The sequence below is a fragment of the Martelella mangrovi genome, from assembly GCF_040545495.1.
Lineage (GTDB): Bacteria > Pseudomonadota > Alphaproteobacteria > Rhizobiales > Rhizobiaceae > Martelella > Martelella mangrovi.
The window spans coordinates 349983-364950 of sequence record NZ_JBEPLY010000001.1; the positions used below are offsets into that span (position 1 = coordinate 349983).

The 14968-nt window shown below is 59.4% G+C and carries 9 protein-coding genes; 7 read left to right on the forward strand and 2 right to left on the reverse strand.

Annotated elements, in window-relative coordinates; translation table 11 throughout:
* Positions 1–59 precede the first annotated feature (59 nt).
* The 6 genes from ABID12_RS01680 (at position 60) to ABID12_RS01705 (ending at position 7611) form a co-directional block, all read left to right on the forward strand.
* Positions 60–941: a carbohydrate ABC transporter permease gene (locus ABID12_RS01680; RefSeq protein ID WP_106307218.1), complete on the forward strand. Its 882-nt coding sequence runs from the start codon at positions 60–62 to the stop codon at positions 939–941.
* A 10-nt stretch (positions 942–951) separates the two neighbouring features.
* On the forward strand, positions 952–1791 hold the full coding sequence (locus tag ABID12_RS01685) for a carbohydrate ABC transporter permease (protein ID WP_319518179.1): 840 nt from the start codon (positions 952–954) through the stop codon (positions 1789–1791).
* Positions 1792–1813: 22 nt separating this feature from the next.
* Positions 1814–2908 (forward strand): ABC transporter ATP-binding protein, encoded by a 1095-nt coding sequence (locus tag ABID12_RS01690; RefSeq protein ID WP_354432843.1) that lies wholly within the window; start codon positions 1814–1816, stop codon positions 2906–2908.
* Positions 2909–2982: 74 nt separating this feature from the next.
* Positions 2983–4923 carry a heparinase II/III domain-containing protein gene (locus ABID12_RS01695; RefSeq protein ID WP_354432844.1) on the forward strand — a complete coding sequence of 647 codons (1941 nt, stop codon included), beginning with the start codon at positions 2983–2985 and terminating at the stop codon, positions 4921–4923.
* Positions 4924–4955: 32 nt separating this feature from the next.
* Positions 4956–5285, forward strand: coding sequence for a cupin domain-containing protein (locus ABID12_RS01700; RefSeq protein ID WP_354432845.1), 330 nt, complete (start codon positions 4956–4958; stop codon positions 5283–5285).
* 67 nt (positions 5286–5352) lie between these two features.
* A complete protein-coding gene (locus tag ABID12_RS01705; protein WP_354432846.1) occupies positions 5353–7611 on the forward strand; it encodes a glycoside hydrolase family 2 protein in 2259 nt (752 codons plus the stop codon).
* A 230-nt stretch (positions 7612–7841) separates the two neighbouring features.
* Here ABID12_RS01705 and ABID12_RS01710 read toward each other — a convergent pair whose 3' ends face one another.
* Together ABID12_RS01710 and ABID12_RS01715 are read right to left on the reverse strand one after the other, a co-directional pair.
* The gene (locus tag ABID12_RS01710; protein ID WP_354432954.1) at positions 7842–9962 is read right to left on the reverse strand and encodes a transglycosylase domain-containing protein; all 2121 of its coding nucleotides are present in this window, start codon (positions 9960–9962) and stop codon (positions 7842–7844) included.
* 215 nt (positions 9963–10177) lie between these two features.
* A complete protein-coding gene (locus ABID12_RS01715; RefSeq protein ID WP_354432847.1) occupies positions 10178–11566 on the reverse strand; it encodes a M20/M25/M40 family metallo-hydrolase in 1389 nt (462 codons plus the stop codon).
* Between the two features lie 443 nt (positions 11567–12009).
* On the opposite strand from ABID12_RS01715, the gene polA reads away from it, so the two are divergent.
* Positions 12010–14958 (forward strand): DNA polymerase I, encoded by a 2949-nt coding sequence (polA, locus tag ABID12_RS01720; RefSeq protein ID WP_354432848.1) that lies wholly within the window; start codon positions 12010–12012, stop codon positions 14956–14958.
* Positions 14959–14968 lie beyond the last annotated feature (10 nt).

Here is a 14968-nt window from a genome sequence, read left to right on the forward strand (position 1 = left end):
CAGGTGCCGGCGCATCGTCTGGCGCTGGCCGGTTTTTCCGGCGTCAAGCGGAGGAGCATATGCGGCTTCATTCCAAAAACCTCAGATGGATCGTGCCCTGGCTGTTTCTGGCCCCGGCCCTGATCGTCTTTACCTGGTTCAAGTTCGTCCCCATTGTCAGGGGGCTGATCATGAGCTTTTACAAGGTGAAGTTTATCGGCGCCGATCAGTGGGTCGGACTGGCCAATTTCGAACGCGCTTTTTCCGATAGTGCGCTGCATGCGGCAACGCTGAACACGCTTGTCTATGTCGTTGTCACGACCATTGCCGGCGGTGTGCTCGCCTTTGCCGTTGCGATGGCGCTGGAAGGTCAAGCCCGGCATATCCGGCTGATCCGTACCGCGATCTTCTTCCCGGCGGTGACATCGATTGCTGTTCTCGCCGAAATCTGGCGTATCCTGTTCTATCCGGGCACAACGGGTGTTGTGAACCAGATGCTCGGCGTTTTCGGTGTGGCGCCGCAGGGGTTCATGTCAAATCCGGATCAGGCGCTGTTCGTCGTCATATTGCTGCAGATATGGAAGAACGTGCCTTACAATATGGTGATCTTCATCGCCGGTCTCGCAGGCATCAACCGCGAGCTTTATGATGCTGCCGATGTTGATGGCGCAAGCCCCTTGCGCAAGCTCTGGCACGTCACGATCCCCGGCCTCGTGCCCGCCTTTTCCGTTGTGATCATGCTGTCTCTCATCCGTGGTTTCCGTGTCTTCACCGAGATTTACACGACAACCGGTGGCGGCCCCGCAGGCGCGACCGAAGTGATCATGACCAATATCTTCAAAACCGGTTTTGAACGCTTCGACTATGGCTACGCATCCGCCGTTTCCTTCCTGCTGTTCGCCTTCACCGTGTGCCTGACGATCGTGCATGTCACCGTGAAGAACCGTATCGACCGGACGTGAGGGTTCACCAATGAAAATGACAATCCCGCAACGTATCGCCCGTGGTCTGGTCTATGCCTTGCTGCTCATCGTGTTCTGCGGACCTTTCTGGGGGATCGTGGCCACGGCGTTTACGAAGAACACCGTTCAGCCGGGGCAGCTGGTCCTGTGGCCTAGCCAGCCGACGCTTGATCACTTCATCTATGCCTGGACGGAGGTGAGGGTCTGGATCTACCTGTTCAACTCCCTGTTCGTGGTCGTGATCGCGACTGCGCTGCAGACCATCGTCAGTGCGCTGGCCGCCTATGCCCTGGCACGCAAGAAGTTTCGTGGTGCAGCCATTGTCAGCCTGGCGATCCTTTCGACGATGATGCTGCCGGATGAGGTGATTGCGATCCCGCTCTACCTGATCCTGCACGCCAAACTGCCGATCCTGCATACGTCCATCTACAATACCTATGCGGCGATGATCCTGCCGGTTGTCGGCTGGGCATTCTCGGTCTTCCTTCTGACGGAGTTCATGAAGGCGATCCCGCGCGATCTCGAGGATGCCGCACGTGTCGACGGGGCCAATGAGCTTCAGATTTTCTGGCGCGTTGTGCTGCCGCTGGTCAAGCCGGCGCTGGGAACGGCAACCATCTTCGGGTTCCTGATGATCTGGGATCAGTATCTGCTGCCGCTGATCGCCGTTGACGACCGCAATCTTTATACCATGCCCGTCGTTCTGCGTTCGCTGCGCGTTGACGAGATCATGCAGCAGAACATCTTTATCGCCGTCACGGTTATCGCCACGGTGCCCTGCATCGTTGTTTACCTCCTGCTTCAGAAACAGTTCAACCGCGGGCTCATGTCCGGCGCGGTCAAGGGCTAGGTGAAAGGTTCAGGTGAGAAAAATGGGTTCAGTAAGCCTTCATAATGTCAACAAGTCCTTCGGCGCAGTCGACGTGATCCATGATGTGTCACTTGATATCGAAGAGGGTGAGTTCTGTGTTCTGATCGGTCCGTCAGGATCGGGGAAATCGACCTTGCTGCGGATTATTGCCGGGCTTGAGGACGTCACAAGCGGCACGGTCCGGATCGACGACAAGGACGTGACCGATCTGCCGCCCAAGCAGCGGGATATCGCCATGGTGTTCCAGACCTATGCGCTTTATCCGCAGATGACCGTTGCCGAGAATATGGGTTTTGCTCTGAAACTTGCGGGCATGCCGAAAGCGCAGATCGCCGAAAAGGTTCGCCAGACCGCCCAGATGCTTGAGCTTGAACCGCTGCTTCAGCGCCTGCCGAAAGCGCTTTCCGGCGGCCAGCGTCAGCGCGTGTCCATGGGCCGCGCCATCGTCCGCGATCCGTCGGTCTTCCTGTTCGATGAGCCGCTGTCAAACCTCGATGCAAAACTGCGTGTGCAGGTGCGCGGTGAAATCGCCGACCTGCATCGCCGTCTCGGTACGACATCGGTCTACGTCACCCACGATCAGGTCGAGGCCATGACGCTTGGACAGAAGATCGTCGTCCTTCGGGAGGGCCGGGTCGAGCAGGCCGGACCGCCGCTGACGCTTTATGATGATCCGGTGAACACCTTCGTGGCCAGCTTCCTGGGCACCCCGTCGATCAATCTGATCGATGCGCATGTGGAAGGCAGGCACGGCGAGGCTGCCGCACGGCTGGCGGACGGAACCCTGCTTTCGCTGGGGGTCGGCCATGACTGCCGCGAGGGGCAGGCGATCCGCTACGGCATCCGCCCCGAGCACGTCAGTATCGTCGAGGGGCATCAGGACAATGGCATCTCCGCCACGATCCACTCCATCGAAAACACCGGTTCAGACATGGTCATCATGTCGGATGCGGAAGGCTATCGCATCACCACGGCCTTCAAGGAACAGCGCCCGCTGGAAACAGGCCAGGCTGTAACGATTATTCCTGATCTTTCCAAGGTGCGTGTCTTCGATGCCGAAAGCGGAAAGCGAATCCGGCGCAGAGAAGACAGCTGAAGCTTCAGCAAATTCTGAAATGACGCGCCGGTGGCTTCACGGTCGCATGCGCATGCCCGAACGGGAAAATTGAAATGTTCAAAGACGCGATGAAAATCGAACGGCTCCTCGAAGGGCTGCAAAAAAACAAAGACTGGAAACCCTTCCCCGGTATCGAGGAGCGTGACCGCTGGAAAGCCGTGGCCGAGGATCCGGACCTCGAAATCCCGGTCGAGGCGATCATCGCGGTTGCCGATACGCTGCTGGACGAGCAGGTCGATCCCCTGACCGGCACCATGTATATGAATTTCATGACCAATGGCGACCGGGTTTTCTATGAGGAAAACTACTTTCGCCGCCGGTATGAACTCTCTCACCTGGTTATCGCGGAGTGCCTGACGGCAAAGGGAACCTATCTTCCGAAGATTATCGACTATCTCTGGGAAATCCTCGGCGAGATCAGCTGGTGTGTGCCGGCGCATAATTTCGCCGGCCAGCACGATATGGTGATGTTCAAGCAGGCCAATCCCTGGAAAGAAGACGATCCGTTGCCGGTGCCGGGCGATGATTACCTTGATCTGTTTGCCTGCGAGACAGCCGCGACGCTGGCCGAAACCTGCTACCTGTTGAAGCATTCATTGCTGGAAACCGTGCCTTCTCTCTATCATCGCATCCACGGTGAAATCGACCGTCGCACGCTGCAGCTACTGGAAGGACCAAAGCTTTATGGCTGGTATCTCGGGCGCAACAACTGGACGGCGTGGTGCGCGCATAACCTGTTGCTCGCCGCCTGCTACACGGTTGAGGACGAGCGGCGCCTTGTCAGCCTCGCGCTGAAGCTCATGGTGCCGATGCAGCGCTTCTTTGACACGATCGAACCATCGGGCGCCTGTATCGAAGGGCCGGGCTACTGGGTTGTCAGCGCGGGGCGTCTTGCCGGTTTTGTAAGCCTTGTCGAAGACCGTTTCGGCATTGACCTGAAGGTGCGGGAAAACGAGAAATTCCGTCATTTCGGCGAGCATATCCTGCCGCTCAATATCGGCGGAGATCTGTTCGTCAACTTTGCCGACGGCAGCCTGAAACTGGACCTCGATCAGGGACTTCTGAGCCGCTATGCCGGGCTGATCGGCTCCGAGCAGCTTGCAAGCCTTGTCAGCGACGATATCGACCGGTTGGCTGCGCGCAAACGCGCCAATCCGGGCAGGGCCCGCGGCCGGAACGATTACGCCCGCCAGTTTCTCGTCCACCTGACGCGGCTTTTGTTCTGGACCCCGGAAAACCGCAATGCGGCGCCGCGGACCTGCGAAAAAAGCGTCTGGCTGGCCGATATGCAGATGATGATTGCCCGCTCCGATGAAAGGCCCGGCACAGGCCTGATGCTCGGTGCGATTGCCGGGAGCAATGATCCGGAGGTCAACCATCATTCGCATAATGATGTCGGGCATTTCAGCGTCTATCTTGACGGCGAGCCGATGATCATCGATCTCGGACAGGGCGCCTATTCGCGCTCCACCTTCACCGAAACGCGCTATGATATGTGGCACATCAGCTCGAAAGGGCACAATGTTCCCTCAATCAACGGACAGCTGCAATATGCAGGCGAGGGGGCCGCGGCGCGCGATGTCATCTATGAGCGCGACGGCACGTCGAGTATTCTCAGCCTTGATGCCAGCCCGGCCTATTTCAAGACGCCCGGTGCCGTGCGTATCCAGCGCGAGATCATATTCAGCCACGAGACTGCTGAAATCCAGATCAACGACGACATATCGCTGCGTGAGGACCTGAGAGCGTTTGAACTGCCTCTGCATGTCTCCGACCGGGAAATTGCCGTTCAGGAGGATGGTTCATGTCTCATTGCAGGCGAAAAGCGGACGCTCGTCGTCACGCCGGACAATCTGCGCATCAAGGGTGTGGAACCGGTTGAAATTACCGACCCGCGCCATCTGGAAGTCTGGGGTTCACGTGTCTTCCGAATTCTTTTCGAAGCCGATGATCTCGCCAGAGCCAGTTTTGGTCTGAAAATCAAGGTTCAATGATCAACGGCTCAAAAGGCTGTCCGGAGAAAGAGATGTTTGTTTACAGCGATGCGGTTGACGTCGAGGATCTGGGCGACGGCGTGAGCCGCAAGATCCTCGCCTACAGCGAGAACGGCATGTCGGTTGAGGTTTCGTTTGAAGAAGGCGCCATCGGCCCGCTTCACCACCACTATCATGAGCAGTTCACCTATGTGCTGTCGGGTGCGTTCGAATTCACGATTGGCGATGAGACCCGGGTCGTGAAAGCGGGCGACCTGCTCTACAAGGCCCCCGATGTACCGCATGGCTGCCGGTGCCTGAAGGCCGGCAGGTTGCTCGACACGTTCGTGCCGATGCGTGAGGATTTCATCAAACCGTCCTGAACAGTCCCGGCCCGGCCACCCGGCGTCCTTGCGACGTCATGCTTTGTATTCCCCGTGAGGCATTTTGATGCGTAAAACCGTTTCTTTCAACCAGAACTGGATATTCCATCCCGGTTTCGATCCGGCTTCTGCGGGACGGTCTCAGGATGGGCAGGCCGTGACCCTGCCCCACAATGCCGTCGATCTGCCGTTCTCCTATCTTGACGAAAAATCCTACTGGAAAGCCTTTACCTATCAGAAGCGCTTCATCGCGGAGCCGGACTGGGAAGGGCAGACGGTTTCCCTGATCTTCGACGGCGCGATGGCCGACAGTGTTGTCTATCTGAACGGTGTGGAGGTTGCAGCCCATGCCGATGGCTACACGCCGTTTGAGGTTTTGCTGTCCGGCTTGCTGCGCGAGGGTGAAAATCTTCTTACGGTGAAGGTCGATGGGACGGAAAATCCGGCTATTCCGCCATTTGGCGCGCGCGTCGACTATCTGACCTATGCCGGCATCTACCGGGACGTCTGGCTGCAGGTGAAACCCCGGATTGCGATTGCCGGCTGCAAGGTGGAAACGCCCGATGTTCTGGAAGACCGCAAGCGCGCCTGCCTTGCCTTCGAGATAGCCAATCCCGACAATCTCTCCCTTGCCGGTGGGCACATCAAAGCGCAACTGCTGACCGCATCCGGTGATGTTGTCGCAACGACGTCTCAGCCTGTTGTGGGCGACAGGGTGGAACTTTCTCTCGATGGACTTTCCGGCATCGCCCTCTGGGATGTCGAAAATCCCGTCCTCTATACAATTGCGCTGAAGCTGGTCACCGACAGCGGTGAAGATGAAATGCGCGTGCGTTTCGGTTTCAGGTCCGTTGAATTCACGCCGGAAGGGTTTTTCCTGAATGGCCGTCATCTCAAGTTGCGCGGTCTCAACCGGCATCAGTCATTCCCCCATATCGGCTATGCACTCGGCCGTGCGGCCCAGATCCGGGATGCGGACATCCTCAGGCACGAATTGAAACTCAATATCGTGCGAACCTCTCACTATCCGCAGTCGAAATGGTTTCTGGACCGCTGCGATGAAATCGGCCTGCTTGTCTTCGAGGAAATTCCGGGCTGGCAGCATGTGGGCGACGAAGCATGGCAGGCTGCATCGATTGCCAATGTGCGCAGCATGATCCGGCGTGACTGGAACCATCCGTCTATCGTGATCTGGGGTGTCAGGATCAATGAATCCCGTGATGTGCATGATTTCTATGCCGAGACCAACCGGGTTGCCCACGCACTGGATCAGACGCGGCCGACGACCGGGGTACGCTGCATCACGGACAGCGAATTACTGGAAGATGTTTATGCCATGAACGATTTCATCCTCAATATGGAGGAAATCGACGGCCAGCGGCCCCGCACGGCATTGCGTCCGCGCCGGGAGGTGATCGGTCTTGCGCATCCGGTGCCCTATCTCGTGACAGAATATAACGGTCATATGTTTCCGACAAAGGTCTATGATCAGGAACAGAGACAGGCAGAGCATGTGACCCGGCATCTGGATGTTCTGGATGCCGCCTATGGCGATCCCGAAATAGCCGGCGCGATCGGGTGGTGCGCGTTTGACTATAATACGCACAAGGATTTCGGTTCCGGTGACCGGATTTGTCATCACGGCGTGATGGATATGTATCGGGAGCCGAAATTTGCGGCCTATGTCTATGCCAGCCAGTGCGATCCGGAAGATGACGTTGTCCTGAAACCGGTGACCTACTGGACCCGCGGCGAACGCAATCACGGCGGTGTTCTGCCGCTGATCATCCTGACCAATTGCGATGAAGTCGAGCTGGATTTTGAAGGCTTTGCGCCACGCCGTTTCCGGCCGGATCGCAATACCTATCCCCATCTTCCGCACGCCCCCGTGATCATACGGCGGGAAGATTACCCCGGCGCGGAGTTCGGGCACTGGGGCATGGGCTGGCAGAACGTTTCCTTCACCGGTTATGTCGATGGCAAGGCCCTGAAGACGGTGCGCTACGTGTCGGACCCGCTTCCTCAAGCGCTTTCCGTCACGCCCGATAGCACCAGCGTTGCAAACGGAGACTGTGTGCGGGTGATGATCCGGGTGCTCGATCAGGTCGGCAACAAGCTTCCGTTTCTGTTCGAACCGGTCACCGTTCGCGTCGAGGGGCCGGCAAGACTAGCGGGACCTTCGCTTTTCTCTCTCAATGGCGGCGCCGCCGGATTCTGGCTGAATGTCACCGGTACGGGAAAGATCACGGCCACGGTTGAGGCGGAAGCACTGGGTGAAACCAGCATTTCTCTGGAAGCTGTCGCTGCCGCCGCGCCATTCGTTTAAGTCTGGCCGGGCTTCAGTGTGTGCGGCGGTAATGCCACCGAGACCCATATCGGGGAATTCGCGTCATACACGGTTACGACTATCGCCGGTCGCGTCTGTTTGCACGGATATTTTGCGTTCGCCAGGGCGTGAGAGTTTGTCACGGCCAGCGGGTGCGGCGTTGGTTGAGGGCGTCCGATCGGCGCTTCGAAAAGCACCTTCGGGCATCCTGATTTCCGGGTGGTTCCGCTTCAGCCGCCACCCAGAAACTGCAGGATGCCGCCGCGTTTGCGTTCAGCGGGCTGGGGCTGGGCATCGCCGACATTGGCGGGCGGCGTGGCGGTGTTGTTGTCGCCCTTGCCGAGACGCCCGAGCAGCTCGACGAGCGTTTTCGGCTCGCCGTTATCCGGCGCGGCCGGTGCGGATTTCGGCCGCGGGTCGATCAGCCGGCCACCGCCGTAAAGCGGTTGCGGTTTGAGGCCGTGATGGGCTTTTGCCATGAAATCGTGCCAGATATTGGCCGGAAGCTTGCCGCCGGTCACATTCTTCATCGGTGAATTGTCGTCATTGCCGACCCACACACCGGTGGTCAGATTGGCGGTGAAACCAACGAACAGCGCGTCGCGGGACGATTGCGTGGTGCCGGTCTTGCCGGCGACCTGCCAGCCCGGGATTTGCGCAGCGCCGCCGGTGCCCTCGGTCACCACCCGCATCAGCATGCCGTTCATGTTGGCGGCAATCTGCGGGGAAAGCACGCGCGGCGGGTTGGCGTGGTCGACCTGATAAAGCCGTTGTCCGCCGGTGGTTTCAACCCGCTCGATCACATAGGGCGTTGCCTTGAAGCCGCCATTCATGAAGGCGGTATAGGCGCCCGTCAGTTCGATGAGCGAGACTTCGGATGTTCCAAGCGCAAGCGAGGCATTGGCGGTGATGTCGGAGGTGATGCCGAGCCGGTGGGCAAGGCTGACCACCTGTCCGGGGCTTGCCTCCATCACAAGCTGGGCGGCGATGGTGTTGACCGAATGGGCCAGCGCCGTCGTCAGCGTCATCGGGCCGGAATAGGTCTTTTCGTAGTTTTCCGGGGTCCAGTTGTCGATGGTGATCGGCGCGTCATTGCGGACCGAGCCCGGCCGGTCGCCGATTTCAAGCGCCGTGGCGTAGACGAACGGCTTGAAGGCCGAACCGGGCTGACGTTTGGCGGTCACGGCGCGGTTGAACTGGCTCTTGGAATAGTCGCGCCCGCCGACAAGCGCCCTGACGGCGCCGGTCGCGTCAACGGCAACCAGCGCGCCCTGTTCCACGCGGTCCTTCCGGCCGTTGGCATCAAGCGCGGCCTGCAGGCTTTGCTCGGCGTTGCGCTCAAGACCGGGGTCGATGGTGGTGTGGACGACGATATCGGTGTCAACCTCGCCGACAATCGGTTTGAGGCGCTGCATCACCATGTCGGCCACATAATTTTCCGCGCCCGACCAGTAGCTTGGTGCGCGCGTCGGTTCACGCGCCATGGCGGTCGCCATGTCGCTGTCATCGATCATGTTCTGGTCATGCATCGCGCCGAGCACCACCTGCGCGCGGGCTTCGGCCGCTTCAGGGTCGCGGGCAGGCGAGAGCCGTGAAGGGGCTTTCAGAAGGCCGGCCAGAAGGGCGGCTTCGCCCAGCGTCACGTCGCGCGCGGACTTGTTGAAATAACGTTGGGAGGCTGCTTCCACGCCGTAAGCGCCGGAGCCGAAATAGACCCGGTTCAGATACATCGCCAGGATCTGGTCCTTGGTATATTTGTGCTCCAGCCACAGCGCCATCAGCGCTTCCTGCACCTTGCGTTCCAGCGTGCGGGCGTGGGAGAGCAGCACATTCTTGGCCAGTTGCTGGGTCAGCGTCGAGCCGCCCTGCACCATGCCGCCATGGGCAACATTGGTGATCATCGCGCGGGTGATGCCGATGGGATCGACGCCGAAATGGGAATAGAAACGCCGGTCCTCGATGGCGACCACAGCCATCGGGATATAGGGCGACATTTCGTCGATCGACAGCGCTTCGCCGCCGGTGGCACCGCGATTGGCGATCAGCGAGCCGTCGGTGGCGACGATCTTGACGTTCGGCGCACGATCGGGAACCGCCCATTCATCGACCGGCGGCAGTTTGGCGCCATAGTAGATGATGATGCCGACAACGGCGATCGTGCCCCAGACGGCGGCCACCATGCCCCAGTAGAAGATGAAGCGCAGAAGCCTGAACAGCGGATTGGACGAACGGGCCTGTGCCCTTTTTTTCTTCTTGCCCTTTTTCTTTCGGGCAGGCGCGGGGCTTCCCCCGCCGCCCATGCCGAAGAGGGTGGGTTCTGTTCTTTTGCGGTTGTTCTTTTTCTTCGCCATGGCGATGCGGCCGGCACCTTCCGTTATCGTCATCAAATCTAGCGGGGCGTCTTTAAGGTGGTATTAAGACGCGAACGTGTCCGCCGCCCCGAAGCCGGAGATAACCGGCTTCAGGGTTAACGGGGGATGAACAGGGCGGGTGCAGCATTCGGCCGGTGACCGGACCTGCACCGGCAGATTACCGGTGACAGTGTCTCGATCACGTGAGACCGGACCTATTTCGCCAGTGCGTCGAGGATGCGGATCCAGGAGCGGATGCCCTTGTGATAGGAGGTCAGCTCGTATTTCTCGTTCGGCGAATGGATGCGGTCGTCATTGAGCCCGAAGCCGACGAGCAGCGAATCCATGCCGAGCTTTTTCTGGAAATCGCCGACGATCGGAATGGAACCACCCATGCCGATGACAACGGCCGGCTTCGGCCATTCGTCGGAAAGGGCGGCCTGCGCCTTTTTCAGGAACAGGGCATTGTAATCCAGATGAATGGCCGGCGAACCGCCATGCGGATGGAATTCGACCTTGCAATCGGACGGGATTTTCGAGCGGACATAGCTGTGGAAGCTATCGCGGATTTTCGCCGGGTCCTGCGTGCCGACGAGACGGAAGGAGACTTTTGCGGAGGCCTGCGCGGCAATCACCGTCTTGAAACCCTCGCCGGTATAACCGCCGGTAATGCCGTTGACTTCGGCCGTCGGGCGCGTCCAGGTGAGTTCCAGCACCGAGCGGTCCTTTTCGCCGGCCGGTTCTGAAAGGCCAATGGCGCCAAGGAAACGCTGGTCGGTCTCGCCGAGCTGTTCCCAGCCTTTTTTCACGTCTTCGGGTGTTTCTTCGACACCGTCGTAAAAGCCCGGCAGCGTCACCCGGCCGGTTTCATCGTGAAGGCCGGCAAGGATATCGGTGAGGATATGGATCGGGTTGGCGGCAGCGCCACCGAAGAAACCGGAGTGAAGATCGCGGTCGGCCGCAGTGATCACCACTTCATCGCCGACGAGGCCGCGCAGCGTTGCGGCGATTGCCGGTGTTTCGCGGTCCCACATGCCGGTGTCGCAGACGAGTGCGAAATCGGCCTTGATCAGGTCGCCGTGTTCTTCGAGGAAGGCCGGCAGCGAGGGCGAACCTGATTCTTCCTCGCCCTCGAACATGATGGTGATCTTGACCGGCAGTTCGGCATTTTCCTCGCGATAGGCGCGGCAGGCCTGCAGGAAGGTCATCAGCTGGCCCTTGTCATCGCTGGTGCCGCGGCCGGTGATGATCTTGTGGCCGGGCTCGACCTCCTTCACCTTCGGGGCAAAGGGATCGTCTTCCCACAGTTCGAGCGGGTCCACCGGCTGTACGTCGTAGTGACCGTAAAACAGCACATGCGGCGCGCCTTCTGGGGCGTTCTCGCTGTTTGCGACCACCATCGGGTGGCCCTTGGTCGGATATGCCTTTGCGCTGAAGCCAAGGGTTTTCAGTTCGCCCACGAGCCAGTCGGCGGCCTCGGCGCATTTTTCCTTGTAGGCCGGATCGGTCGAAATCGACGGAATGCGCAGGAGTGCGAACAGCTTGTCGAGGCTGGAGGGCAGGTTGTCGTCAGCGCGCTTTAGCAGCGTTTCAAGTTCAGTCATGGGAAAACCTCGGTCTGGCACGAAATATGTGGTCGGACCATAGAGTGAGTCCCGGTGTTTTGGAAATACATGATTGCAGGATATCGGGCCGGACGGATGGATCGCGGGCAATAAAAAGCCGCCATGGCCTGGAGGGGGGCTGGCCATGGCGGCTACTTTTTAAGACAAAGGCCGGAGAGGGGGGATGGAGCCTTTGTCCTATATGTCTGACGAGGCGGGGGACGAGCCTCCATCAGGCACCGGCGCCAACGTGCGCCGTTGAGATGTATTTGTACTTCGAAATGTGTCGATTCAAGGGAAACGATAGAGCGATTTGTTACAAATCGGTAATTTGATTAAATTCAAAATCCTTTTCGTTGAAACTTCTATAGGCACGATTCGTGCAATGGTTGAAATCCTGCTTTGCGATGGACCTTTTTCCGCGCGCGGGCTATGGATTCGCCATGAAAAAAGACGACCATCTCTTCCTGATCGACGGTTCGGGGTTCATCTTCCGCGCCTTTCATGCGTTGCCGCCGCTGACGCGCAAATCCGATGGCCTGCCGGTGGGCGCGGTATCGGGTTTCTGCAACATGCTGTGGAAGCTTCTGACCCAGGCGCGCGATACCTCCGTCGGGGTGACGCCGACGCATCTGGCGGTGATTTTCGACTATTCGTCGAAGACCTTCCGCAAGGAAATCTATCCGGAATACAAGGCCCAGCGCCCGCCGCCGCCGGAAGAGCTGGTGCCGCAATTCGCGCTCATCCGCGAGGCGACGCGCGCCTTCAACCTGCCCTGCATCGAGATGGAAGGGTTCGAGGCCGATGACATCATCGCGACCTACGCGAAAATGGCGGTCGCGGCCGGGGGCGATGCCACCATTATCTCGTCCGACAAGGACCTGATGCAGCTCGTCGGGCCGAATGTGCATATGTATGACGGCATGAAGGACCGGCAGATCGGCGTCGATGAGGTCGTCGCCAAATGGGGCGTTCCGCCGGAAAAGATGATCGACCTGCAGGCGCTCACCGGTGATTCGATCGACAACGTTCCCGGCGTTCCCGGCATCGGCCCGAAAACGGCGGCCACGCTTCTCGAACAGTTCGGCGATCTCGATACGCTTCTCGAACAGGCCGAGACCATCAAGCAGAACAAGCGCCGCGAAAACATCATCGCCAACCGCGACCTGGTGAAGATTTCGCGTCAACTGGTGACGCTGAAGCAGGATTGCCCGGTCGAAACGCCGCTCGATGCGCTGAAGCTTGAGGATCAGGACGGGCCGAAGCTCGTCGCCTTCCTGAAGGCGATGGAATTCAATTCGCTGACACGGCGCGTTGCCGAGGCGACCGGTGCGGAAGCTGCCGAAATCGAACCGGCGAAGGTCGATGCCGAATGGGGTTCCGACACCCACGGGCCGGATATGGAAACCGGCGGCGAGGACACCGCGAAAGAGGCATCGGCGGATACCGGCGGCGGCAATACGCCCGCCGATCTGGCAAAGGCCCGCGCCGCCCGTTTTGCCGCGCTTCCGATCAACCGCGAGGCTTACGAGACCATTCGCGATATCGATGCACTGAATGCCTGGATTGCAGAGGCGCGGGACAGAGGGCTTTGCGCCTTCGATACCGAAACCACCTCGCTCGATGCCATGCAGGCCGAACTCGTCGGCTTTTCGCTGGCGCTTTACGACGAAGATGAGAAGGACGACGGGCAGGCCATTCGTGCCGCCTATATTCCGCTCACCCACAAGGCCGGTCAGGACGACCTTCTGGGCGGAGGGCTTGCCGAGGGGCAGATCGATTTCGATACCGCGCTTGCCGCGCTGAAGGGCCTGCTGGAAGACGAATCGGTTCTGAAAATCGCGCAGAACCTCAAATACGACTACCTCGTCATGCTGCGTCACGGCATCACGGTGAAGAATTTCGACGATACGATGCTGCTGTCCTATGCGCTCGATTCCGGCATGGGCGGGCACGGCATGGATGCGCTTTCGGAAAAATGGCTCGGCCACCAGCCCATCCCCTTCAAGGAGGTCGCCGGTTCGGGCCGCAACATGGTGACCTTCGACCATGTCGATATCACAAAAGCGACGGCCTATGCGGCGGAAGATGCCGATGTGACGATGCGGCTATGGCTGGTGTTGAAGCCGCGCCTTCCCGCCGAACATGTCACGACAGTCTACGAGCGGCTGGAACGGCCGCTGGTTCCGGTTCTGTCGCGCATGGAGGAACGCGGCATTTCCGTTGACCGGCAGATCCTGTCGCGGCTTTCCGGCGAACTGGCGCAGAAGGCTGCCGGGCTGGAAGAGGAAATCTACCAACTGGCCGATGAAAAATTCAATATCGGCTCGCCGAAACAGCTTGGCGAAATCCTGTTCGGCAAGATGGGGCTGCCCGGCGGCAAGAAGACCAAGAGCGGCCAATGGTCGACCTCGGTTCAGGTGCTGGACGATCTTGCCGCCGAAGGCCATCCGCTGCCGTCGAAAATCGTCGAATGGCGGCAGATGACCAAGCTGAAATCGACCTATACCGATGCGCTGCCGGGCTATATCCACCCCGATACCAAGCGGGTCCACACCTCCTATTCTCTGGCCGCGACATCGACGGGGCGGCTTGCCTCCTCGGAGCCGAACCTGCAGAACATTCCGGTGCGCACGGCGGAAGGCCGCAAAATCCGCACGGCCTTCATCGCCAATCCCGGCCACAAGCTGCTGTCGGCCGACTACAGCCAGATCGAACTCCGCGTACTGGCCCATGTCGCCGATATTGCACAGCTGAAACAGGCCTTTGCCGATGGCATCGATATTCACGCGATGACGGCATCGGAGATGTTCGGCGTGCCGGTGGAAGGTATGCCGGGCGAGGTGCGCCGCCGCGCCAAGGCGATCAATTTTGGCATTATCTACGGCATTTCCGCCTTCGGGCTGGCCAACCAGCTCGGCATCGAGCGTTCGGAAGCGGGCGACTATATCAAGCGCTATTTCGAGCGTTTCCCCGGTATCCGCGACTATATGGAAGCCACCAAGGCGGCCGCGCGCGACAATGGCTATGTCGAGACGATTTTCGGACGGCGGATCCATTATCCGGAAATCAAGTCGTCGAACCATCAGGTCAGAAGCTTCAACGAGCGCGCCGCCATCAATGCGCCCATTCAGGGTTCGGCCGCGGATATTATCCGTCGCGCGATGGTGCGGATCGAGCCGGAGCTACAGGCCGCAGGCCTTGCCGAGACCACGAAAATGCTGCTGCAGGTGCATGACGAACTGATTTTCGAGGTCGAGGACGGCGATGTCGACAAGGCGCAGACGCTGATTGTCGATGTCATGGAAAACGCTTCCATGCCGGCCGTCTCCATGGCCGTTCCGCTTAAGGTCGATGCCCGCGCCGCCCATAACTGGGACGAGGCGCACTGAAATCTCTGGT

What these genes read in the sequence shown, in the direction of transcription:
- ABID12_RS01705 (WP_354432846.1), top strand. Translation starts at nt 5,353, where the DNA reads ATGCGTAAAACCGTTTCTTTCAACCAGAACTGGATATTCCATCCCGGT.
- polA (WP_354432848.1), top strand. Translation starts at nt 12,010, where the DNA reads ATGAAAAAAGACGACCATCTCTTCCTGATCGACGGTTCGGGGTTCATC.
- ABID12_RS01710 (WP_354432954.1), bottom strand. Translation starts at nt 9,962, where the DNA reads ATGGCGAAGAAAAAGAACAACCGCAAAAGAACAGAACCCACCCTCTTC.
- ABID12_RS01680 (WP_106307218.1), top strand. Translation starts at nt 60, where the DNA reads ATGCGGCTTCATTCCAAAAACCTCAGATGGATCGTGCCCTGGCTGTTT.
- ABID12_RS01690 (WP_354432843.1), top strand. Translation starts at nt 1,814, where the DNA reads ATGGGTTCAGTAAGCCTTCATAATGTCAACAAGTCCTTCGGCGCAGTC.
- ABID12_RS01715 (WP_354432847.1), bottom strand. Translation starts at nt 11,566, where the DNA reads ATGACTGAACTTGAAACGCTGCTAAAGCGCGCTGACGACAACCTGCCC.
- ABID12_RS01695 (WP_354432844.1), top strand. Translation starts at nt 2,983, where the DNA reads ATGTTCAAAGACGCGATGAAAATCGAACGGCTCCTCGAAGGGCTGCAA.
- ABID12_RS01685 (WP_319518179.1), top strand. Translation starts at nt 952, where the DNA reads ATGAAAATGACAATCCCGCAACGTATCGCCCGTGGTCTGGTCTATGCC.
- ABID12_RS01700 (WP_354432845.1), top strand. Translation starts at nt 4,956, where the DNA reads ATGTTTGTTTACAGCGATGCGGTTGACGTCGAGGATCTGGGCGACGGC.